The organism is Nonomuraea sp. NPDC050022 (assembly GCF_044460705.1).
In the GTDB taxonomy this organism is placed as follows: Bacteria; Actinomycetota; Actinomycetes; order Streptosporangiales; family Streptosporangiaceae; genus Nonomuraea.
Map to the genome: position 1 here is coordinate 170,096 of NZ_JBITKE010000012.1, position 22,238 is coordinate 192,333.

Here is a 22,238-nt window from a genome sequence, read left to right on the forward strand (position 1 = left end):
AACCACGCGGGGCGCCCCAAAAAGCGCCAGACGAAGCCCCACCCCCACGACCCGAACCCGAAAGTCCCTAGTCGTGCGACTCGGAGCATGACTGCAAACGGACAAAGCGTAAGCTCGGCATAAATGGCACACAAGATCTATTTAAGTGATCAAATGTGACGGAGTGCGACTTACCGCTTCATTCATCCGGTTTTGCGGCAGCTTCCCGCAGCTGCGTCCTCCAAGTGCGTGGACCTTGCTGCGCGGCCGGCCATCCACATGGCGGACCGATTCCTGCTCAGGGCCGTACGTCTTCTATCCTTCGTATCCGACCCGATCGGAGGAGTAGATCCAGTGAACGCTCAGCGCGACTACGCCGAACTCGTCCAGCGTGGCCTTTCGCTCGACCTGACCCGGGGGAAGCCGTCGCCGCGACAGCTGGATCTCGCCAATGACCTGCTCAAACTGCCGACGTCCTACAAGGCGGCCGACGGCACCGACGGGCGTAACTACGGCAACCTGCAGGGGCTCAGCGAGCTGCGGGAGCTGTTCGGGCCGTTGCTGCAAGTGCCGGCCGAGCAGTTGGTCGTCGGCGGCAACTCCAGCCTTGCGGTGATGCACGACACGATCGTGCACGCGCTGCTCACCAAGGTGCCCGGGGCCGAGCGGCGGTGGGTGGAGGAGCCGGAGATCACGTTCCTGTGCCCGGTGCCGGGGTATGACCGGCATTTCACGATCTGTGAGCGGTTCGGGATCAAGATGGTGCCCGTGCCGATGAACGGCGAAGGGCCCGACATGGACGTCGTCGAGCGACTCGTCGCCGAGGACGCGAGTGTCAAGGGCATCTGGTGTGTGCCGAAGTACAGCAACCCGTCCGGCGCCACCTACAGCGACGAGACCGTGCGGCGGCTGGCCGCTATGTCCACGGCGGCGTCTGATTTCAGGATTTTCTGGGACAACGCCTATGCGGTCCACCACCTCACCGACACCCACGCCGAGCTGGCCGACCTGCTGGCCCTGTCCGCGGAGTACGGCAACGCCGACCGGGCCTTCGTGTTCGGGTCCACGTCCAAGGTGACCCTGGCGGGTAGCGGCGTGTCGTTCTTCGGGTCCTCGCCCGCGAACGTGAAGTGGTTCCTGGCCAACACCGCCAAGCAGTCCATCGGGCCCGACAAGCTCAACCAGCTCCGGCACGTCGAGTTCCTGAAGGACGCCGACGGGGTGGCCGCGCACATGCGCAAGCACGCCGAGCTGGTGTGGCCCAAGTTCGAGCTCGTCGACCGGGTGCTGGCCAAGGAGCTCGGCGACCTCGGCACCTGGACGAGCCCGCAGGGCGGCTACTTCATCAGCCTCGAGGTGTCGCATGCCGGTGAGGTCGTGGCCAGGGCCAAGGCGGCCGGGATCGCATTGACCCCGGCCGGGGCCACCCACCCCTACGGTCAGGACCCCGACGACCGGACGATCCGGATCGCACCTACCTATCCCGATCTGGAGGAGCTGGAGCAGGCCATCGCCGGTCTGGCCATCTGCGTCCGCGCGGTGGCCGAAGAGCGCGCCTGATCCGCCAACGGGTGCACCTGATCCAACGGTTCCGACTCAGCCCGCGCGCCTGGTCCGACGGTTCGCGGGTCTGATTCCGCCGTTTCGACTCGGCCCGCGCGCCTGACACACCTGCGGCTTCCGGTACGGCCTGCCCGCCGTACCGGAAGTGCGGGGCTGGCTAGATGGTGCGGGTCTGAGTCTTGCGGAAGCCGAAGATGTACTCGCGGGTCTCGCTCGGGTGGAACGACACCCCGACGCCCGGCTCGAACACCACGTTGTCCCGCGGGCAGTAACACAACCTCTCCCACACGGTGAGCGCCTGCACCCGGGCCGGCGCCTCCGCCGTGTCCCGCTTGCGGGCCCCGTACGACCCCAGCACGAACAGCAGCCCGAACCCCCAGAACAACCCGGTCAGGCAGAACGGCGCGAGCAGCACCTCGGTCCAGTTCGCGTCCTTGCCCATCGCGATCACCAGCGCGGTCACCAGGTGGACCAGGGCGGCCACGCCGAGCAGGATGTAGCCCTGGTTCCTGGTCCACGCCGTGTAGTGGCGGCTGGGGAACGACAGCCAGACCGCCAGCTGCGTACGGCTCATGAGGTGTTTCGAGGCGCCCAGCGAGGCCGCCGTCGGCAGGTCCACGATGTCGCGCGTGGCGGCCATCCGGGCGCGGCCGATCCGGTACGTGGTGCCCGCCGCCACCACTCCAGGGACTGCGGATACCTGGTCAGACTGGCTGCATACCGGACACGTGACTTCCACCTGGGCAGTCTGGCCTTTAGCCGCTGTCGGCGCAAACCGTAAGGTTTCCCTTGTGAGACCCATTGATGCCTTGGTGAACGCCCTGCCTGAGGGCCGTGTCCTGACCGACCCCGACGTCATCGACTCCTATGCCCGCGACCGTACGTTCCTGGAGCCCGGCAAGCCGCTGGCCGCGGTGCTCGCCACGTCGCGTGACGATGTGGTGACGACGCTCAGGTGGGCGACCGAGCACCGGGTCCCGGTAGTGCCGCGCGGCGGGGGTACGGGGCTGGCCGGCGCCGCCACCGCCGGCGACGGGTCGGTGATCCTCTCCGTGGCCAGGATGACGGCGATCAAGGAGCTCTCCCCCGCCGACGAGATCGCCGTGGTCGAGCCCGGGGTGATCACCGCCGACCTCGACCGGGCGGCCAGGGAGCACGGGCTGATGTACGCGCCCGACCCGTCGTCGTACGAGATCTCCACGATCGGCGGCAACCTGGCCACCAACGCGGGCGGGCTGCGGTGCGTGAAGTACGGCGTGACCCGCGACTCCGCGCTCGGCCTGGAGGTGGTGCTGGCCGACGGCCGGATCCTCGAGACGGGCCGGCGCACGATGAAGGGCGTCACCGGGTACGACCTGACCGGCCTGTTCGTCGGCTCGGAAGGCACGCTCGGCGTGATCACCTCGGCGACGGTACGGCTGCGCAGGGCACCGGACAAGCCGCCGGCGACGTTCGCGGCGGAGTTCGGCTCGCTGCGCGAGGCGGGTGCGGCCGTGTCGGCGATCATGGCCGCCGGGTGCCAGCCGTCGCTGATGGAGCTGCTCGACCGGGCGACGCTGGAGGCCATCGACGACTATCGCAACATCGGCCTGGAAACGAGCACGATCGCCATGCTGATCGGCCAGTCCGACGCGTCGGACAGCGAGTCGGTCGTCAAGCGCATGGAGCAGCTGTGCGTCGACAACGGCGCGTCGTTCGTGGCGGTCTCCTCCAGCCCGCAGGAGACCGAGGAGCTGATCGGGCTGCGCAGGATGGCCTACGACGCCAAGGAGCGTATGGGCGCGTGCCTGGTCGAGGATGTGTGCGTGCCGCGTTCGGTGCTGCCCGACATGATCATGGCGATCGAGGCCGCCGCCGTACGGCACGATGTGAAAATCGCCACAGTCGCGCACGCCGGTGACGGCAACCTGCACCCGGTCTTCATCTTCGAGCACGGTACGGCCGAGCCGCCGCCCGAGGTGTGGGCCGCGGCGGACGAGGTGTTCAAGCACGCTCTGCGGCTTGGGGGAACGCTCACCGGCGAGCACGGTGTCGGCGTCCTCAAGCGGCGCTGGCTCGGCCTGGAGTTCGGACCGGTGGCGCAGGAGATGCAGCAGGGCATCAAGGCCGTCTTCGACCCGCTTGGCCTGCTCAATCCGGGTAAAGCGATCTGAGTTCACCAAGCCGTGACCTAGTCCGGCCAATGTGGACACGACCTGCCCCGAAACACTGACATTCTGCGTCAAAAGACGAAACATCTGACAGGTCCGGGCAACGCCCCAAGGGTCACGCTGGTAGCGTTCGCACCATCTGACGATTTGTTATACGTGGTCTTGGGGGTACGGCGTGAATCAGCACCAGCCGCTGGCGGCGGACGACCCGCGGCGGCTGGGGGCCTACGACCTCGTCGCCCGGCTTGGTGAGGGCGGCCAGGGAGTCGTGTACCTCGGCCAGAGTGACACCGGCGAGCAGGCGGCGGTAAAGCTGCTGCACAACGCGCTGGTGGCCGACGCTGACGCCAGGAGCAGATTCCTGCGCGAGGTCGCGGTGGCGCAGCGGGTGGCCAGGTTCTGTACGGCTCCGGTGCTGCACGCCGACCTTGAGGGCAGCCGGCCGTACATCGTGAGCGAGTACGTACCGGGGCCGTCCCTCCGGCAGTTGGTGATCAACGAGGGCCCGCGCCGGGGAGCGGCGCTGGAGCGGCTCGCGATCAGTACGGCGACCGCGCTGGCGGCCATCCACCGGGCCGGGATCCTGCACCGCGACTTCAAGCCCGCGAACGTCCTCATGGGGCCCGAGGGCCCCGTCGTGATCGACTTCGGCATCGCCCGAGCGCTGGACTCCCCCGGGGCGACGGCCACGGGCATGGCCATGGGGACGCCGTCGTACCTGGCGCCCGAGCAGCTCAGCGGGGCGGCCGTCTCCGAGGCGGCGGACGTGTTCGCCTGGGGCGTCACGATGGTGTTCGCGGCGACGGGCAAGCCCGCCTTCGGCGCCGACTCGATTCCCGTGGTGATGAACCGGATCCTGAACGAGGAGCCGGAGCTCGGCGAGATGGAGGGGGCGCTCGGGCAGCTGGTGGCGGCGTGCCTGTCCAAGGACCCGTCGCAGCGGCCCAGCGCGGACCAGCTGATCGTGCACCTCACGGGACAGCCGGCGCCGCCCGCGGCCGTGGACCCGCTGACCACGGGCCCGAACCGCCAGGGCACCGGCCCTCAGCCTGACATTCAGACGGGCGCCGTCATGGGCGCCCCGGCAGGTACGGGGCCACAGCCGGGCGCGAACCCGCAGGACTCCTACCCCGGCCCCTGGATGCGGCCCGGCGCCGCCTCTCAGACGGGTCCGACCGGCCAGACCGGTCAGACCGGTCAGACCGGTCACTTCGGCCTTCCCGGCGCGACCAAGGGCGGCGCCCCGGCTCCCATGGCGGCGGCAGGTCCCTCGGCCGGTTCACCCGGCATGCCCCAGGGCAGCCCCCCGAGCGGCCAGAACATGCCGCACGGCAGCGCGCCGGCCGCCCCCGGGATGCCCGTCGGCGGCCAGGGAGCACCCGGCGGTCCGACGCGGCAGGACCCAATGGCCCAGGGAGCAGGCGCTCCCGGCCAGCCCATGGGCGGCGTACCGGGACAGCCCATGGGCGGCGTACCGGGACAGAGCGGCGCTCCGGGCTTCGGCGCAGGAGGCCCTGGCAGCCCGGCATATGGCCCTGGCGGCCCTCACAGCCCTCACGGCCCTGGCGGTCGCGGCCCCGACGCGGGCGGGCCGGGGCAGGGGCCGCAGGCGGCTGACGCCGGGTCGGCGAAGCAGCGCCGTACCCTGACCTTCGCTCTGACCGGCGCCGCCGCGGCGGCCCTGCTGGTCGTGGGCGGCGCGGTGATCGTGCAGGCCAACAGCGGCGGCATCCAGAAGGTGGTCGCCGTCGGCAACACCTCCGAGGCCACCCCCACCGACGGCTCCGGGGGCGGGCAGCCCGTCGAGCCGCCCTTGACGGAGGACAGCCCGGTCGTCTCGCAGCCGGTCCCGACGCTGAGCGAGCCCGAACCCACCAAGAGCAAGACCAAGGAGCAGGTGATCCAGGACCCGAGCAGCCAGGTCCCGGTCACCGTCCCCACTGTCCCGCAGACGTCGAAGCCTAAGACGCACAAGCCGGAGTCGGATCCCAGGCCCACCAAGACCAAGCGCACCGACATGGTGGACCCGGACCCCGATCCCAAGACCTCGCCTACTGAGGACAACACGGACGACCCGAACCCCCAGCCGAGCACCAAGCCCACGACCAAGCCGACCGTGAAGCCGACCGTGAAGCCAACGGTGAAGCCGACCGTCGCGCCCAAGCCGAACACCTTCAGCGCCGCGGCGGTGTGCGGCTCCGGCTTCAAGGTGATCGACAGCCACGGGCTGGGCAGCTTCGCGACGATCTACCTGCTGTACGGCAACGGCAAGAACTGCGTCGTGACGATGTCCAAGCTGGTGTATCCCGGCAAGGTCTCGATGAACGCCACCCTCCAGGTACAGAACGGCGGCAGCGGCAGCAACCCGGGCAAGTTCACCGCCTATGCGGGCCCGGTGCGAGTGGCGGCCGTCAAGAAGTGCGTGATCTGGGGCGGCTCGTGGGGCACCACGTCCTGGAAGTCCGGCTGGAGCCACTGCACCTGAGATAGCGAGGCCCACAAGCCCTCCGCGACGGAAAGGATCGTCGTGGAGGGCTTTTCGCGTGCCGGACAAGCGGGTTACCCTAGTTGACGTGATCGTCAAGTCCGAGCTGACCGCCCGAGGACGGCGTACGAGGGACGCGCTCGTTCGGGCGGGCCGGGAGGCGTTCGACGAGCACGGCTACGAGGCGGTGCGCATCGACGACGTGTGCGCCCGCGCCGGAGTCTCCCACGGCACCTTCTACACCTACTTCGACGCCAAGGACGCCTTGTTCCGCGAGGTGGCGGCGGCGGTGGTCGGGGAGATGTTCACGGCGAGCGTCGTGGGTCCCGGCGTGCCCGGCGACCCGTACGCGCGCATCGAGGCGGCCAACCGGCTCTACCTACGGGCCTGGGCGGCCAACTCGCGGCTGGTCCGGATGCTCGAACAGGCCGCCACCGCCGAGGAGGGCCTGCGTGGCCTGCTGCTGGAGCTGCGCGAGGTGTTCGTCCGGCGCGGTGCCGAGGGGCTGCGCCGGCTGCAGGAGCAGGGGCTGGCCGACCCGGCCCTCGATCCGCGGCTGACGGCCGTCATGCTGGGCGGGATGGTGGAGCACTTCGCCCACGTCTGGCTTGACCTGGGCGAGCGGGCCGACGAGCGGACGGCGGTGGAGCTGCTCACCAAGCTCTGGGCCAGGGCCATCGGGTTGACATCGGCGTCAAGTTGGCAACAGGAGGGCGTGTGATCCGAAGCAGGCTCGATCCCAGCGGCGCCGACCATCAGGAGCGGCGCGCGGCGATGCTGGGCAAGCTGGAAGAGCTCGACGCCGAGCAGGCCAAGGCGGTCGCGGGCGGCGGCGACAAATACGTGGAGCGGCACCGGAAACGGGGCAAGCTGCTGGCCCGCGAGCGGATCGAGCTGCTCATCGATCCCGACTCCCCCTTCCTGGAGCTGTCGCCGCTGGCCGCGTGGGGCAGCGAGTTCCCGGTGGGCGCCAGCATGGTCACCGGGATCGGGGTGATCGAGGGCGTCGAGTGCGTGATCACCGCGAACGATCCCACGGTCAGAGGCGGCGCATCGAACCCGTGGACGCTCAAGAAGTCGCTCAGATCCGCCGACATCGCGCTCCAGAATCGCCTGCCGTACGTCAATCTGGTGGAGAGCGGTGGCGCGGACCTGCCGACGCAGAAGGAGATCTTCATCCCGGGTGGGCGGATATTTCGGGACCTGACGCGGCTGTCGGCGGCGGGGATCCCGACGATCGCGCTCGTGTTCGGCAACTCCACAGCCGGAGGCGCCTATGTGCCCGGAATGAGCGACTACGTGGTGATGGTGAAGGAGCGGGCCAAGGTGTTCCTCGGCGGGCCGCCGCTGGTCAAGATGGCGACCGGCGAGGAGTCCGACGACGAGTCCCTCGGCGGGGCCGACATGCACGCGCGCACCAGCGGCCTGGCCGACTACCTGGCCCTCGACGAGCACGACGCGCTGCGGATCGGGCGGCAGATCATCCGGTCGCTCGACTGGCGCAAGCTCGGCACGCGGCCTCAGGCCGTACAAGAGCCCCGATATCCGGCCGAAGAGCTCCTCGGGATCGTGCCGCAGGACCTGAAGGTGCCGTTCGATCCGCGCGAGGTGATCGCGCGGATCGTGGACGGCAGCGAGTTCGAGGAGTTCAAGCCGCTGTACGGGGCCTCGCTGGTGACGGGGTGGGCGCGGCTGCACGGCTATCCGGTCGGGATCCTGGCCAACGCGCGTGGCGTGCTGTTCAGTGAGGAATCGCAGAAGGCGACCCAGTTCATCCAGCTCGCGAACCAGTCGCGCACTCCGTTGCTGTTCCTCCAGAACACGACCGGTTACATGGTCGGCAAGGACTACGAGCAGGGCGGCATCATCAAGCACGGCGCGATGATGATCAACGCGGTGTCCAACTCGACGGTGCCGCACCTCACCGTGGTGATGGGCGCCTCCTACGGCGCCGGAAACTACGGGATGTGCGGCCGGGCCTACGATCCGCGGTTCCTGTTCGCGTGGCCGAGCGCGAAGTCGGCGGTGATGGGGCCCGCGCAGCTCGCCGGGGTGCTGTCGATCGTCGGGCGGGCCTCGGCCGAGGCGCGCGGTCAGGTGTACGACGAGGAGGGCGACGCGGCCATGCGGGCGATGGTGGAGGCGCAGATCGAGGCGGAGTCACTGCCGTTCTTCCTGTCGGGGCGGCTTTATGACGACGGGGTGATCGACCCGCGCGACACCAGGACCGTGCTGGGGCTGTGCCTGTCGGCGATCAACAGTGCCGCGGTGCCCGAGGCGGCGGGATTCGGGGTGTTCCGGCCGTGATCACTCGTCTGCTCGTCGCGAACCGGGGCGAGATCGCCCGGCGCGTCTTCCGTACCTGCCGCTCGCTCGGCATCGAGACCGTGGCCGTCTTCTCCGACGCCGACGCCGGGGCGCCGCACGTGGCCGAGGCCGACTACGCGGTACGGCTGCCCGGCGCCAAGCCCGCGGAGACCTATCTGGACATCGAGCGGATCGTGGCGGCCTGCCAGGCGGCGGGCGCCGACGCCGTGCACCCGGGATATGGGTTCCTGTCGGAGAACGCGGACTTCGCCCAGGCTGTACTGGATGCCGGGCTGATGTGGGTGGGTCCGTCGCCGCAGTCGATCGCGGCCATGGGGTCGAAGATCGAGGCCAAGCGGCTGATGGGCGAGGCCGGGGTGCCGGTGCTGCCGTCACTGACGGCGGCCGTGACGGAGTTCCCAGTGACAGCGTTCCCCGTGCTGGTGAAAGCGTCGGCCGGTGGTGGCGGGCGGGGTATGCGGGTGGTGCGCGACCCCGCCGAACTGGAACGGGAGATCGCGTCGGCGCGGCGCGAGTCCGAGGCGGCGTTCGGCGACGGGACCGTGTTCGTCGAGCCGCTGCTCGAAGGGGCCAGGCACATAGAGGTACAGATCCTGGCCGACCGGCACGGCACCGTGTGGGCGCTCGGCGAGCGGGAGTGCAGCATCCAGCGGCGGCACCAGAAGGTCGTGGAGGAATGCCCCTCCCCCGGCATCACTCAGCGGGTCAGGGACGAGCTCTGCGAGGCGGCGGTCAGGGCGGCCAACGCCATCGGATACGTCGGGGCCGGGACCGTGGAGTTTCTGGTCAAGGGCGATCAGGTGGCCTTCCTGGAGATGAACACCCGGCTCCAGGTCGAGCACCCGGTCACCGAGCTGGTCTACGGGGTGGACCTGGTACGGCTGCAGATCGAGGTGGCCGAAGGGCTGGCGCTGCCGGGCTCCCCGCCGCCGCCTCAGGGGCATGCGGTCGAAGTGCGGCTGTACGCGGAGGACGGGGACTATCTTCCGCAGACCGGGGTCTTGCGACGGTTCGAGGTGCCTGGGGACGTACGGGTTGATTCGGGGGTGGAGGCCGGGTCGGTCGTCTCCGCTCATTACGACGCGATGCTCGCCAAAGTGGTCGCTCATGGCTCGTCCCGGGACGAGGCGGTACGGAAGCTGACGACGGCGCTGCGACACGCTCAGATCCACGGGCTCACCACGAACAGGGATTTACTGCTCAGCGTCCTGAAAAATCGTGACTTCAGGGCCGGGGACACGCACACCGGGTTCCTTGACGGACACGAACCCGGTCTGAGACACCTCGATGAGCTGGCCGTGCTGGCCGCCGCCCTGGCCCAGGCCGCCGCCAACCGGGCCGCCGCGCCGGTCCTGCGCAGCCTGCCCTCCGGCTGGCGCAACGTCCGGTCGCAGCCCTCGCGCGCCGTCTTCGACGAGGCCGAGGTCGTCTACGAGCCGCTTCGCGACGGAATCGAGCTGGTCCATGCGGACCCGTCCAGAATCGTCCTGGAACGCGGCGGCGTACGGCACACCTTCGACATCGCCCACTACGACGGTAAGGTCTGCGTCGACTCCCCCAGCGGTTCCGTCGAGCTGACGCCCGCTCCCCGGCTGCCCGAACCCGTCGAGCAGGTCGCGCCCGGCTCACTCCTCGCTCCCATGCCGGGTAGCGTGCTGCGGGTCGATGTCGAGCCGGGTGACCGCGTGTCGAAGGGCCAGGCGGTGCTGGTGCTGGAGGCGATGAAGATGGAGCATCAGATCGCCGCGCCCGCCGACGGCGTCGTCTCCGGCGTACACGTCGAAAAGGGACAGCAGGTCGAGGCGGGCGCCGTGCTGGCGATCATCCGGGAAGGGGACTCATGACGAGCCTGGTCCACAAGGAGCTGGCCGGCGGAATCGCGACGATCACGCTGGACTCGCCGGCCAACAGGAACGCGCTGTCCGTACGGCTGCTCGGCGACCTGGAACGCCGGCTGAACTGGGCGCTGACCGAGCCGGAGGTCCGGGTGATCGTGCTGACCGGCGCGGGCCCGGTGTTCTGCTCGGGCGCCGACCTCAAGGAGCAGCGCGTCGAGCCCGCTTCCGGGGTCGGCGACGCGCCGGTGACGGCGTCGTTCCCGGAGATCCTCTCGTTGATCTGGGAGAGCCCGAAGCCGGTCATCTGCCGCCTGAACGGCACCGCCCGCGCGGGCGGGCTCGGCCTGGTGGCCGCGTGCGACTTCGCGATCGCGCCGGTGACGGCCTCCTTCGCGTTCACGGAGGTACGGCTCGGCGTCGTGCCCGCGATGATCTCCGTACCGGTCCTGCGCAGGCTCGATCCCCGGGCGGCGGCCGAGTACTTCCTGACCGGCGAGGTGTTCGACGCGGCCAGGGCGGTGGAGATCGGGCTGCTGACGCGGGCCGTACCCGCCGAGGAGCTCGACGCTACCGTGCAGCACTACGCCGGGATGCTGCTCAAGGGCGGCCCCGAGGCGCTGGCCATCACGAAACGGCTGGTCAGGGAGCTGCCGCAGGTGTCGTTCGAGGAAGGGCTGCGGCAGATGACCGCGCTGTCCGCTCAGCGCTTCACCTCCGAGGAGGGTCAGGAAGGCATCGCGGCCTTCATGGGCAAGCGCCCCGCCAAATGGGTTCCTTCTTCATGACACTGCGCATCGCGAACTGCAGCGGCTTCTACGGTGACCGGCTGTCGGCCGCGCGGGAGATGGTCGAGGGCGGGCCGATCGACGTGCTCACGGGCGACTGGCTGGCGGAGCTGACGATGCTCATCCTGGCCGGCAACCGCCTCAAGGGCCGCCCCGGCTACGCGCCGACGTTCCTGAAGCAGCTCGAAGAGGTCCTCGGCACCTGCCTCGACAAAGGCATAAAAATCGTGACCAACGCCGGCGGGCTGGACCCGGCCGGGTGCGCCGCCGCCGTACACGAACTCGCCGCCCGCCTCGGCCTCTCCCCCAGGGTCGCCCACGTCACCGGCGACGACCTCACCGGCCGCGACCTGGACCTGACCAACGCCGACACCGGCGAGCAGCTCGCCGCGACGCCCCTGACCGCCAACGCCTACCTGGGCGGCCGCCCGATCGCGGCGGCCCTGTCGGCCGGCGCCGACGTCGTGGTGACCGGCCGCGTCACGGACGCCGCTCTGGTGACGGGCCCCGGCATCTGGCGGTACGGCTGGCAGCCCGACGACCTCGACCCGCTGGCGGGCTCGGTGGTCGCGGGACACATCATCGAATGCGGCTGCCAGGCCACGGGCGGCAACTATGCGTTCTTCCAGGACGTACCGGATCTGGCGCACTGCGGCTTCCCCATCGCCGAGCTGCACGCCGACGGCTCCTCCGCGATCACCAAGCACCCGGGGACGGGCGGCCTGGTCTCGATCGGCACGGTGACCGGCCAACTCGTCTACGAGATCGCCGGCCCCCGCTACCTCGGGCCCGACGTGGTGGCCCGCTTCGACACCATCACGCTGTCGGACGACGGCCCCGACCGGGTCCGCGTCTCCGGCGTACGCGGCGAGCCGCCGCCCGGCACGCTCAAGGTCGCGGTCAACTACCTGGCCGGATACCGCAACACGATGACGCTGGTCCTGACGGGCCTGGATATCGAGGCCAAGGCCCGCGCGGCGGAGGAGGCGATCTGGGCCAGGGTGCCGAAGGAGTCGTTCGACGAGGTGGACGTCACGCTCGCGGACGGGGGGCTGCTGCGGATCACGGTCATGGACGCCGACCAGCGCCGGGCCGGCCGCGCCTTCTCCTCGGCTGTGGTGGAGACGGGGCTGGCCAGTTACCCCGGCTTCTACGGTCTCGCCCCGCCAGGCAACGCGTCGCCGTATGGGGTGTACTGGCCGGTGCTGGTACCGGCTACGGAGGTGCGGGCCCGGGTCTTTCTGGACGGCGAGGAGGTGCCGACAGTCACGGACCGCGATGGAACCACCGTCTCATCATCTCCGCGACCACGGCGGGCCGATGACGCACGGCAGTCCCCGGCACGGGTTTCGGGCGCCCAGCCAACGGTCCGCACCCCGCTGGGCCGCCTGGCGGGCGCCCGCTCGGGCGACAAGGGCGGCAACGCCAACCTGGGGGTCTGGGTCGACACGGCGGAGCGGTACGACTGGCTGGCGGCGTACCTGACGACGGACCGCCTCAAGGAGCTGCTCCCCGACCTGGCGGCCCACCGGATCACCCGCTACGAGCTCCCGAACCTCCACGCGCTCAACTTCATCGTCCACGGCCTGCTGGGCAGGGGCGTGGCGGCCAGTCCTCGTATGGATCCCCAGGCCAAGGCCCTTGGCGAGCAGCTACGCGCCCAGCCGGTCGACGTGTGCGCGAGGTTGCTGCCCTGAGAGCGGAATCCACTTGCCCCATCACGTTCCGTAGCCATATGGTTGCGCTGGGATGACTATGCGGAGTCGCTAACTAGGCGACGGAGATCGTCATGGGTAAGCACGAAGGCGACCCCAAGAAGTACAAGCCGTACATTGCCCCCAAGGCCAAGGACGAAGACACCTTGTGCGGCGGAAACGGCAAGCACAGCGGCGGAAAGGGCGACAACAAGGACAACAAAGACAACGGGGACAAGAAGTGAACGCCCCCGGCCGAATCGAGCGGATGCTCGACGAGATCATGGCCGTTTCCCCACGCAGCAAGTGGGTGCTCAGCGCGCTGCGAGCCGTTCCCCGTCACCTGTTCATCCCGTCGATCGCGCAGGCGTTCGTCGGGCTGGAGGAGCGTGAGAGCGTCATCGACCGCGACGCCGACCCCGATACCTGGTGGGAGGTGGTCTACTCCGACAGTGTGCTCGTCACCCAGATCGATGACGGTGCCACCGAGATCCAGCTCGGCGCCAGAGGCTCCACCTCGTCCAATTCCGCGCCCAGCACCGTAGCCGACCTGCTCCAATGGCTGGACCCCGAACCCGGCCATCGGGTGCTCGAGGTGGGCACCGGCACCGGCTGGACCGCCGCTCTGCTCTCTCACGTGGCCGGCGCGACCAACGTCACCTCGATCGAGATCGACAGGGCTAACGCCGAGCAGGCGGCCAAGAACCTCGTCGCCGCCGGAGTACAACCGCATCTTCTCGTCGGCGATGGCGCGTACGGCTTCCCCGGCCACGCCCCCTTCGATCGGGTGCATGTCACGTGCGGCATCCACACCGTGCCCTACGCCTGGATAGCACAGTCCCGGCCCGGCGCGGTGATCGTCGCCCCATACTGTCCCGGCTTCGGCCTCAACAATGCGCTGCGGCTCGTGGTCAGGCCGGACGGCACGGCGATCGGCCGCTTCCCCGGCTTCGCCTCGTACATGATGATGCGCTCCCAGCGGAGCACCGACATCGGCGACTTCGACCCCGACCAGGCGCAACTGTCCACCACCAGGATCGACCCGCGCACCCTCGCCTACGCCCCGGCCGGAGCCGACCTGGCGATCTCGACGCTGACCGGCCTGCAATCTCGCACCTATCGCGAGGCTGACTTCTATCGCATGTGGGTCATCGGCGACAGCGACCGGTGGGCGGCGGCGACCTGGGAGCCGAAGCGGGACGTCTACGAGGTCTTCCAGATCGGCGACCGGGACGTCTGGCAGGAGGCCGTGGACGCCTACTACCGGTGGGTGAGCTGGGGCGAGCCCGACCGTGACCGGTTCGGCATGACGGTCACCCCCGAGGGCCAGCACATCTGGCTGGACACGCCGGAGCGTGTCATCAGCCGATAGGTCGTACGTGAGCCTCCTGGGCGCGCCAGCCCAGGAGGCCCGCGCCCAGGAGACCCGCGTGGACGCCGAGGGCCGAAACGCGCAGGGCCGGTGGACGGCGGAAGGTGAGCAGGGCCGCCAGCCGGTCGCGGAGGGGCGCGATCAGGGTGTCGCCCGCCAGCGAGAGGCCGCCGCCGATGACGACCAGGGCCGGGTCGAGCAGCAGCGTGTACGTGGCCAGGGCCAGGGACAGCGCCTCCACCGCCTCGTTCCAGACCGCCACGGCCTGGGCGTCGCCCCTCAGCACCCGGGTGACCACGTCGGCGGCGGAGTCCTCGCCGCAGCGGGCCGCGATGGCCGAGGCCGAGGCGTACGCCGCCAGGCAGCCGCGCTGGCCACAGGCACAGGGGAGGCCGTCGGGCCGTACGGGGATGTGGCCGATCTGGCCGGCCCAGCCGGCGGCTCCGCCGTACAGGCTGCCGGACAGGACCACCGCGCCCGCGATGCCGGTGCCGATGGGGAGGTACAGCACGTCCCCCGACCCGCCGCCGTACGCCAGTTCGGCCTCCCCCGCCGAGCGGACGTCGTGGCCGAGCGCGACCGGCAGGTCGACCTCTGTGAACGCCTCGACGGGCACGTCGCGCCAGCCGATCGCGGCGGAGAACACCGCGTGCGTCGCCGTCACCAGCCCCGGCACGGCCAGCCCCACGGCGACGGGCTCCAGACCGCCAGATGTGCAGCGGCGGGAGAGGTCTGTGACGAAGGCCGAGATGGCGGCGATCACCCGTTCGGGGCCCTCGGCGCGCGGCGTGGTCCGGCGCTCCACGTACAGCGGAGTCCCGTCGCGGCCGACGAGGCCGCCCTTCAGCGTCGTCCCACCCACATCGACCGCCACCACGCATTCCACACGCCTAGTAAATCGTTTGAACGAGCGGCCGGGGACCGGGAAGGCTGTGCGGCATGAACCCGCGCCTGCTGTCTGAAGCCGACCTCGACGCCTGCACCCGGCTGGCCCGGGACCGCGAGTGGCCGCCCGAGCGGCACAAGTGGGGGCTGCTGTTCGAGGTCGGCGAGGTGTACGGGATCGACGCGCCCGACGGCGACGGCCTCGCCGCGACGAACATCCTGACCCGCTACGGCCACGACCACGCCGTGATCAGCATGGTCCTCACCGCTTCCCGATACGGCAGGCAGGGATTGGCCGGCAAGTTGATGGAGCACGTGCTGCGGCAGGCGGGAGACCGCGTCGTCTGGCTGCACGCGACCGAGAACGGGCGCCCGCTGTACGAGCGGCTCGGCTTCCGTACCGTCGGCAGGGTCGCCGCGCATACCGGTGTCTTCCAGGGCGAGCGTTCCGGCCGGACCCGGCCCGCCACGCAGGAGGATCTCGGCGCGATCCTGGCGCTGGACGCGGAGGTGTTCGGCACGGACAGGTCGGCGCTGCTGCGCCGCATGTTCGGGTTCGGGGAGCAGGTGCGGGTCGCCGAGGGCGGGTTCGGGCAGGCGTGGCGCAACGACGGCAACGTGGTCATCGGCCCTGTCGTGGCGCGAGACCAGGCGACCGCCGAGGCGCTGATCGGCGACCTGGCTCTGGACGTGGGCGGCGTCGTGCGACTGGACCTCGATCTGGCCAAGGACGACCTGGTTAAGTGGGCGGGTGAGCATGGCATCGGCAACCCGTGGCCGGTCTCGCTCATGGTGCTGGGCGGCGAGCTTCCTGGCGATCGGGCTCGCCAGTTCCTGCCGTACATGCAGGCGCTCGGTTGACCGGCTGAACGTGCCTCTCATAAGGTACTAGAACTTCATTCTACTAAAGGGCGGCGATGACCTCCACCCACATCGACGTCGGCGCCATCGACTTCGGCGCGCTCGGCGCCTGGATGGACGCCCAGGGTCTGCCCGGCGGCGCCATCGGCGACGCCGTCCCGGTCCTCGGCGGCACGCAGAACGTCATGGTCCGCTTCGAACGCGGCGGCACCCCGTACATCCTGCGCAGACCTCCCCTGCACGCGCGGCAGCAGAGCAACGAGGTGCTGCGCCGGGAGGCGCGGGTGCTCGCGGCGCTGCGCGACACCCCGGTGCCCGCGCCGAGGCTGGTGGCCGCGCAGACGGCGGACGAGCCGGTCTACTACCTGATGGAGCCGGTCGACGGCGTCAACCCGTCGAACGGACTGCCCGAGCCGCACGCCTCCGACCCGGCGATCCGGCACCGGATGGGGCTGGAGGCGGCGGGCGCGCTGGCGGAGCTGGGACGCGTCGATCCCGCCGCGCTGCCCGGCTTCGGCCGGCCTGAGGGGTTCCTCGAACGGCAGGTGCCGCGCTGGCTCAAGGAGCTCGACTCCTACGGCCGGCTCGACGGCTACCCCGGACCCGACATCCCGCGTCTCGCCGAGACGGCCGAGTGGCTGGAGCGGCACCGGCCCGCGACGTTCACGCCGGGGGTCATGCACGGCGACTACCACTTCGCGAACCTGATGTTCGCCCACGACGGCCCCCGGGTGGCGGCGATCGTCGACTGGGAGATGTGCACCATCGGCGACCCGCTGCTCGACCTGGGCTGGCTGCTGGCCACCTGGCCGTCGAACAACGAACACGTCCCGGGCCTGCCACCGCCGGGAGAGCTCGTCGCCTACTACGCGGCGCTGTCGGAGCGCGACCTGTCGGCCATCGACTGGTACGCCGTGCTGGCCTGCTTCAAGCTGGGCATCGTGCTGGAGGGCACCCATGCCAGGGCCTGCGCCGGCCATGCGCCCAAGGACATCGGGGATCGGCTGCACGCCACCACGCTGGCCCTGTTCGCGAGGGCCCAGGAGTTCATGGCCAGCCCTTAAATACCGATTTTTCCCAAAACGATCATTTATGTCCGCCCGAGTCATACAATTGCGCGCAATTGCAGTTGATACTCGGGGAAGGATAGACATGCGGATGCGGTTCCTCGGCTCCACATCGGAGGCGGGCGCCTGCCCCACCCTGTACGAGACCGATCGGGGCACGATCGTCGTTCAGGGCCTCGAACTCACCGACAAAGAAGCACTCGCGGACCTTCGTGACATCCTCGATGGCGAGACGGCAGTGGAGGTACCCCGCGAGCTCATTACCGAAATAGCCCGCCGAGTCCTGGCCGAAACTCCGGTAACCGCTTTCCCGAGCAGGGACGGGACACCCCCCGCGACCGATTGATCACAATTGCAGACCGGGTCTGGCATGATCCACGCAAACCGGTCTAGCCTCATGCGGTGACGTCGTTTCAGCAGGCGCGCGTCGACCTCGGCAGCCAGCTACGCCAGTTGCGCGAGGCCGCCCACCTTTCGGGCAAAGATCTGGCCGAGAGGCTCCGGTGGCAGCCGTCGAAGGTGTCACGCCTGGAGAACGCCCGGCAGACCGCCACAGAGGACGACGTGGTCGTCTGGGCGGCTGCCGTACACGCGTCTTCGGAGACGGCCGACGACCTGATCCGGCAGTCCATCGCGCTGCTGGAGCGGCACGACGACTGGAAGCAGCGGCACCGCAGCGGCCTGGCCGCGCTCCAGGAGGACATCCGCGACCTGGAGGCCCGCACCAAGCTCTTCAGGGTGTTCGAGCCGGCGATCGTCATCGGGCTGCTGCAGACCTCCGAGTACGCCAGGCACGTCTTCCGCAAGGTCAAGCGCCTCTACAGCGCCGCCGACCAGATCGACGCGGCCGTTCGTGTACGGATGCAGCGCCAGGAGATCCTCTATGACCGGAGCCGGACGTTCAGGTTCGTCGTGACGGAGTCGGCCCTGCGCACCCGGATCGCCCCGCTCGACGTCATGCACGGCCAGCTCGACCGGCTGCTGGCGGTGAGCACGCTGCCGAACGTTGAGTTCGGGGTCATCCCGTTCAGCACCGAGATCCCCTCCTCGCCGATCAACGGGTTCTGGATCTACAACGAGGCCATGATCGGCCTGGCCACCATGACGAAAGACCTGGTGCTGCGCGACCCCGACGACATCGCCTTCTACGTGCGGGCCTTCGAGGACTACGCGAAGTGCGCGGAGTTCGACGAGGCGGGCCGGGACGTCATCATCGGCATTCTTAACGACTACCGCAAACAATCCTCACATTAACCATCGCAATTGCTTGCCTCCCACCACAAGATCGTGCAATTCTGTCGCGAGAACGTTGCGGAGGTGATGCATGATGCTTGACACCGCGCTCAGCCTCGAGCGGTTTGCTTGGTACGCGAGACGACACGCCGACCTGGCGATTCTGAACCTCGCGCTTTCCAGCGACCCCGCTTACGTGTCCGTGCGTAATCGCTTCTCCGCCAACCTCGCCGAAACCGTCACCCTTTCCGAGGGTGGGAGTTTCCTCACCTCGTGGGGCTATCGGCTCGGCACGACGGATGACGTCGAGGGCGCGGCCGCCCGGCTGGCCTTCCTCCTGGCCGCGTTGCCCGCGTAGCTCCTTTTTTAGGCCTGTCGGGAAAGCGCCTTCCCTACTCGAACGACGAAGGCTCGATCCCGGCCTCTCTGGCCGCCGCCGTGTGCGCGTGATCCAGCAGGCGGGAGCGGGTCAGGACCGCCGGGTGGAGCGTGTAGCGGATGACCAGGCCGTCCAGCATGGCGTCGATGCGTTCGGCGGAGGCCGCCGGGTCTTCGCAGCTGAACTCGCCCGACTCCGTACCGTCCGCGAGGACCTGAGTGAGGGCCCCCAGCCACGCCGACTCGAGCTCCAGCATGATCTCGCTGACCGCCGACTCGCGCAGGGCGGTGTTCCAGGCGTCGATCCACAGCAGCCAGCTCTGGTCGGAACGGGACTCCGGGATGTAATAGCGGAGAACCCGGTCCAGGCGCTCGACCGCGGTGCCGGGGCCGGCCGCCAGCTCCCCCAGGCGGGCGCCCTCGATGTCGAGGGTGGCCCGCAGCATGGCGGTGATCAGCTCGTCCTTGGTGGCGAAGTGATAGTGGATGAGGCCGCCGCTGACGTTCACCGACTTGGCGATGTCGGCGATCCGGGTGTGGGCCAGGCCGCGCTCCAGGACCACCTTGCGGGTGGCCTCCAGGAGCTCGGCCCTGCGCTGGTCTGCCTGTTCGGCCCGGTTCGTACTCCGCACCGGGTCAGCCTATCCGCCCTCAGCTGGCCCTTAGCAGCCTGACTTGTAGAGGACCTTCTGGATCTCGGGGGTGTTCAGGTTCTGCTTGGTGACGATCGTGGCGTCGGTCGGGATCGAGGCGGTGACCGGCTGGCCCTTCACCGCGGCGACGGCCTGCTCTACGCCCTTGGCGCCGATCTCGCCGGGCAGCTGGGCGATCAGGGCGGACACGACACCGTCCTGGAGCTGCTTGACCTGTGCGGGACCGGCGTCGAAACCGACCATCTTCACCTTGTCCAGCTTGCCCGCCTGCTGGAGCGCGGAGCCCGCGCCGGTGGCGGAGTTGAGGTTGGTGGCGAAGATCCCGGCCAGGTCCGGGTCCTTGGCCAGCGCGGCGTTGACGATCTTGGACGCTTCACTGACGTCGTTGTGCGAGTACTGCACGCCGAGATAGGAGATCCCCGGGTGGCTCGCCTTGATCTCCTCCTCGAACCCCTTGATCCGGGCGTCCACCGAGCTGACGCCCGGGTCTGTGGAGATGACCAGCGCCTTGCCCTTGTCGCCGATCTGCTCGGCCAGCGCCTTCGCGGCGGCGGCGCCGCCCTTGACGTTGTCGGTACTGATCCGGGACAGGCCGATGCTCGGATCCTCGACCACCGTGTCCACCAGGATGATCTTGATGTCCTGCTGCTTGGCCTGGGTGAGCGGCGCGATCAGCGCCTTCACGTCGGTCGGCGCGATCAGCATGGCGTTGGGCTTGCTCGCGATCACCGAGTTGACGATCGGCGTCTGCAGCGTCGGATCGAACTTCTGCGGCCCCTGTACGTCGAGCTGCACGCCCAACTCCTTGGCCTTGGCCTTCGCGCCACAGGCCATGGTCTCGTAGAACTCCTCGCCGGCCAGTCCCTGGATGAGCGTTATCTTGGTGGGCCCGCTCTGGGTTGTCGTCCCACCGCCACCACCACAGGCGGCGACGGTGAGCAACAGCGTCGCGAGTGCCAAAGCCTTGCGCATGGTTGTCTCCTTACTGGTCGCGCCTGCCGCGCTGCCACTGGTCTTACTGATCGCGCCTGCCCCGCTGCCACTGATCGACATAGACGGCGGCGACGAGCACGGCGCCCACCACCACCTGCTGCCAGAACGGCCGCACCCCGAGAATCTGGAACCCGTTCTGCAGCACCACCGGGATGAACACCCCGATGACGGTCCCGACCACGGTCCCCACGCCGCCGAACAGCGAGGTGCCGCCGATCACCACAGCCGCGATGGCCTGCAGGTTGTCGGTGGAGTGGGCGGAGACGCCGGTGATCCCGTACTTGGCGAGCGACAGGTACCCGGCCAGGCCCGCCAGCAGCCCCGCCAGGCCGTACACCTTGATCAAATGTTTGTTCACGGCCACGCCGCCGCGGCGGGCCGCCTTGGCGTTGGAGCCGATCGCGTACGTGTGGCGGCCGAAGCGGGTGCGCGCCAGCGTGACGCCGAGCACGATGGTGATCGCGGCGCAGATCCACGCGATCACCGGCACGCCGAGCCAGCGCGCCAGCCCCAGGCCGAGGTTGAGGTCGCCGGGCGCGCGCAGGTCCACGCCGCCGGTCAGCAGCAGCGCGCCGCCGAGCGACATGCCCAGGGTGCCGAGCGTCACGATCAGCGCCGGGATGCGGCCCTTGGCGATCAGGAAGCCGTTCAGCAGCCCCCAGGCCAGGCCGGTCAGTACGGCGGTGGCGGCGCCGAGCAGGAGTGAGCCGGTGGCGTCCATGAGCTTGGTGGCCGCGACCGCGCTGAACACCAGCACGCCGCCTACGGAGAGGTCAATGCCCGCGGTGATGATCACGTAGGTCATGCCGGTGGCGAGGAGGAGCAGGATGGCGGCGTCGCTGACGAGGTTGAGGAGGTTGAAGGAGGTGGCGAAGCTGGTCGGGCGGAGGATCGAGAAGAGGATCACGAGGGCGGCTAGGACGGCGGCTATCCAGACGACTTGGCGGTCGCGCAGGCGGGTCTTCTCGGGGGCGCTCGTTTCGGGCGGCGATTCAATGACGCTCACTTGGGAATCTCCGATTGCTCGGCGACCTGGCCTTCGGCTGGCTCGATTGTTTGACCGGAGGTTTGTTCGATGGCGCCTGTCATGGCGCCGACCAGATCCTCCATCGAGACCCGCGCCGTCTCGAACCTGGCCACCCGCCGCCCCAACCGCAGCACCTCGACCCTGTCGGACACCGCCTTGACGTCCTGCATGTTGTGACTGACCAGCACCACCGCCACCCCGGTGTCCCGCACCCTGCGGATGAGATCGAGCACCTTCTGCGTCTGCACGACCCCGAGCGCGGCGGTCGGCTCGTCCATGAACACCACCCTGCGCGCCCACGTCACCGCCCGCGCGACCGCGACCCCCTGCCGCTGCCCGCCCGACAACGTGGAAACAGGCGCGCTCTGCGACTTGAGCCGCACTCCGAGCGTTTCACAGGCTTCTCTGGTACGGGCCCGCATGGCCGCGTTGTCGAGCAGCCCGAGCCGACCGCGCAGACCTTTTTGCAGCAGTTCCCTGCCGAGAAAGAAGTTGGCCGCCGGACTCAGATCGGCACACAGCGCGAGATCCTGATAGACCGTCTCAATCCCGGCTTCCCTGGCGTCCTCCACCGACCCGAACTCCACCGTCTCGCCATCCACGACGATCTCACCGGCGTCCGGCCCTTCGGAGCCCGAAATGATGTTGACCAGCGTCGACTTCCCGGCCCCGTTGTCGCCGATCAACGCGACGACCTCGCCGGGAAGCAGCGCGAAGTCCGCGCCGCGCAGCGCCTCCACGTGGCCGTAACTCTTGACGATCCCCCGGGCTTCCAGCAGCGGTGCGGACATAGAACTATCAAGTGCTGCTAATGACATCGTTGTCAACCCACATCTTCACACGGCTTGGTATGGCCGTGCGAAGCTCCCTGAGCCCATGGACGCTTACGCTGTTGGGGACTTGGCGTCACGAAGAACCCGGACGCATACCGTACGTCCCTTTCCCGC

Annotated in this window: 21 protein-coding genes; 15 read left to right on the forward strand and 6 right to left on the reverse strand. The window is 69.3% G+C overall.

Translation table 11 applies throughout. From position 1 onward, the window contains the following. Positions 1-333: 333 nt before the first annotated feature. Complete coding sequence (locus tag ACIBO2_RS43470) at positions 334-1,539, forward strand: aminotransferase class I/II-fold pyridoxal phosphate-dependent enzyme (protein ID WP_358551386.1); 1,206 nt, start codon at positions 334-336, stop codon at positions 1,537-1,539. A 160-nt stretch (positions 1,540-1,699) separates the two neighbouring features. Here the strand turns inward: ACIBO2_RS43470 and ACIBO2_RS43475 are convergent, their stop codons facing one another. Then, positions 1,700-2,221 (reverse strand): hypothetical protein, encoded by a 522-nt coding sequence (locus ACIBO2_RS43475; protein WP_358551384.1) that lies wholly within the window; start codon positions 2,219-2,221, stop codon positions 1,700-1,702. A gap of 112 nt (positions 2,222-2,333) precedes the next feature. Here ACIBO2_RS43475 and ACIBO2_RS43480 point away from each other — a divergent pair, with 112 nt between their 5' ends. The 9 genes from ACIBO2_RS43480 (at position 2,334) to ACIBO2_RS43520 (ending at position 14,194) form a co-directional block, all read left to right on the forward strand. Further along, positions 2,334-3,695, forward strand: coding sequence for an FAD-linked oxidase C-terminal domain-containing protein (locus ACIBO2_RS43480; RefSeq protein WP_358551382.1), 1,362 nt, complete (start codon positions 2,334-2,336; stop codon positions 3,693-3,695). A gap of 172 nt (positions 3,696-3,867) precedes the next feature. Then, positions 3,868-6,177, forward strand: coding sequence for a protein kinase (locus tag ACIBO2_RS43485; RefSeq protein WP_397304095.1), 2,310 nt, complete (start codon positions 3,868-3,870; stop codon positions 6,175-6,177). Between the two features lie 88 nt (positions 6,178-6,265). Beyond that, positions 6,266-6,898 carry a TetR/AcrR family transcriptional regulator gene (locus tag ACIBO2_RS43490; protein ID WP_358551378.1) on the forward strand — a complete coding sequence of 211 codons (633 nt, stop codon included), beginning with the start codon at positions 6,266-6,268 and terminating at the stop codon, positions 6,896-6,898. 53 nt (positions 6,899-6,951) lie between these two features. Then, positions 6,952-8,484, forward strand: coding sequence for a carboxyl transferase domain-containing protein (locus tag ACIBO2_RS43495; RefSeq protein WP_358551468.1), 1,533 nt, complete (start codon positions 6,952-6,954; stop codon positions 8,482-8,484). Beyond that, entirely contained in the window at positions 8,481-10,349 is a 1,869-nt protein-coding gene (locus ACIBO2_RS43500) for an acetyl/propionyl/methylcrotonyl-CoA carboxylase subunit alpha (RefSeq protein WP_397304096.1), read from the forward strand. The genes ACIBO2_RS43495 and ACIBO2_RS43500 overlap by 4 nt, the downstream gene beginning before the upstream one ends. Further along, positions 10,346-11,128: an enoyl-CoA hydratase-related protein gene (locus ACIBO2_RS43505; protein WP_397304097.1), complete on the forward strand. Its 783-nt coding sequence runs from the start codon at positions 10,346-10,348 to the stop codon at positions 11,126-11,128. The genes ACIBO2_RS43500 and ACIBO2_RS43505 overlap by 4 nt, the downstream gene beginning before the upstream one ends. Then, positions 11,125-12,825: an acyclic terpene utilization AtuA family protein gene (locus ACIBO2_RS43510; RefSeq protein ID WP_397304098.1), complete on the forward strand. Its 1,701-nt coding sequence runs from the start codon at positions 11,125-11,127 to the stop codon at positions 12,823-12,825. The genes ACIBO2_RS43505 and ACIBO2_RS43510 overlap by 4 nt, the downstream gene beginning before the upstream one ends. A gap of 92 nt (positions 12,826-12,917) precedes the next feature. After that, positions 12,918-13,067: a hypothetical protein gene (locus ACIBO2_RS43515; RefSeq protein WP_357951012.1), complete on the forward strand. Its 150-nt coding sequence runs from the start codon at positions 12,918-12,920 to the stop codon at positions 13,065-13,067. After that, a complete protein-coding gene (locus ACIBO2_RS43520) occupies positions 13,064-14,194 on the forward strand; it encodes a methyltransferase domain-containing protein (RefSeq protein WP_358551370.1) in 1,131 nt (376 codons plus the stop codon). The genes ACIBO2_RS43515 and ACIBO2_RS43520 overlap by 4 nt, the downstream gene beginning before the upstream one ends. On the opposite strand, the gene ACIBO2_RS43525 is transcribed toward ACIBO2_RS43520, so the two are convergent. Next, the gene (locus ACIBO2_RS43525) at positions 14,184-15,068 is read right to left on the reverse strand and encodes an ROK family protein (RefSeq protein ID WP_397304099.1); all 885 of its coding nucleotides are present in this window, start codon (positions 15,066-15,068) and stop codon (positions 14,184-14,186) included. The genes ACIBO2_RS43520 and ACIBO2_RS43525 overlap by 11 nt on opposite strands. Before the next feature lie 65 nt (positions 15,069-15,133). Here ACIBO2_RS43525 and ACIBO2_RS43530 point away from each other — a divergent pair, with 65 nt between their 5' ends. The 5 genes from ACIBO2_RS43530 to ACIBO2_RS43550 all read left to right on the forward strand — a co-directional run bounded on the left by ACIBO2_RS43530 (position 15,134) and on the right by ACIBO2_RS43550 (position 18,598). Then, the gene (locus ACIBO2_RS43530; protein ID WP_397304100.1) at positions 15,134-15,940 is read left to right on the forward strand and encodes a GNAT family N-acetyltransferase; all 807 of its coding nucleotides are present in this window, start codon (positions 15,134-15,136) and stop codon (positions 15,938-15,940) included. 56 nt (positions 15,941-15,996) lie between these two features. Next, the gene (locus ACIBO2_RS43535) at positions 15,997-17,004 is read left to right on the forward strand and encodes a phosphotransferase family protein (RefSeq protein ID WP_397304101.1); all 1,008 of its coding nucleotides are present in this window, start codon (positions 15,997-15,999) and stop codon (positions 17,002-17,004) included. Positions 17,005-17,092: 88 nt separating this feature from the next. After that, complete coding sequence (locus ACIBO2_RS43540; RefSeq protein WP_357950999.1) at positions 17,093-17,353, forward strand: hypothetical protein; 261 nt, start codon at positions 17,093-17,095, stop codon at positions 17,351-17,353. Between the two features lie 56 nt (positions 17,354-17,409). Continuing rightward, positions 17,410-18,261: a helix-turn-helix domain-containing protein gene (locus ACIBO2_RS43545; RefSeq protein WP_397304102.1), complete on the forward strand. Its 852-nt coding sequence runs from the start codon at positions 17,410-17,412 to the stop codon at positions 18,259-18,261. Between the two features lie 70 nt (positions 18,262-18,331). Then, positions 18,332-18,598 carry a hypothetical protein gene (locus tag ACIBO2_RS43550; protein ID WP_358551360.1) on the forward strand — a complete coding sequence of 89 codons (267 nt, stop codon included), beginning with the start codon at positions 18,332-18,334 and terminating at the stop codon, positions 18,596-18,598. 34 nt (positions 18,599-18,632) lie between these two features. Here ACIBO2_RS43550 and ACIBO2_RS43555 read toward each other — a convergent pair whose 3' ends face one another. The 4 genes from ACIBO2_RS43555 to ACIBO2_RS43570 are packed head-to-tail and all read right to left on the reverse strand — an operon-like array spanning position 18,633 to position 22,082. After that, positions 18,633-19,250, reverse strand: a complete 618-nt coding sequence (locus ACIBO2_RS43555; protein WP_358551358.1) for a TetR/AcrR family transcriptional regulator — start codon at positions 19,248-19,250, stop codon at positions 18,633-18,635. Between the two features lie 30 nt (positions 19,251-19,280). Then, a complete protein-coding gene (locus ACIBO2_RS43560) occupies positions 19,281-20,243 on the reverse strand; it encodes an ABC transporter substrate-binding protein (RefSeq protein WP_397304103.1) in 963 nt (320 codons plus the stop codon). A gap of 43 nt (positions 20,244-20,286) precedes the next feature. Continuing rightward, positions 20,287-21,270 (reverse strand): ABC transporter permease, encoded by a 984-nt coding sequence (locus ACIBO2_RS43565; RefSeq protein WP_397304104.1) that lies wholly within the window; start codon positions 21,268-21,270, stop codon positions 20,287-20,289. After that, entirely contained in the window at positions 21,267-22,082 is an 816-nt protein-coding gene (locus ACIBO2_RS43570; RefSeq protein ID WP_397304166.1) for an ATP-binding cassette domain-containing protein, read from the reverse strand. Before ACIBO2_RS43570 ends, ACIBO2_RS43565 begins: the two co-directional genes overlap by 4 nt. Positions 22,083-22,238: the final 156 nt, after the last annotated feature.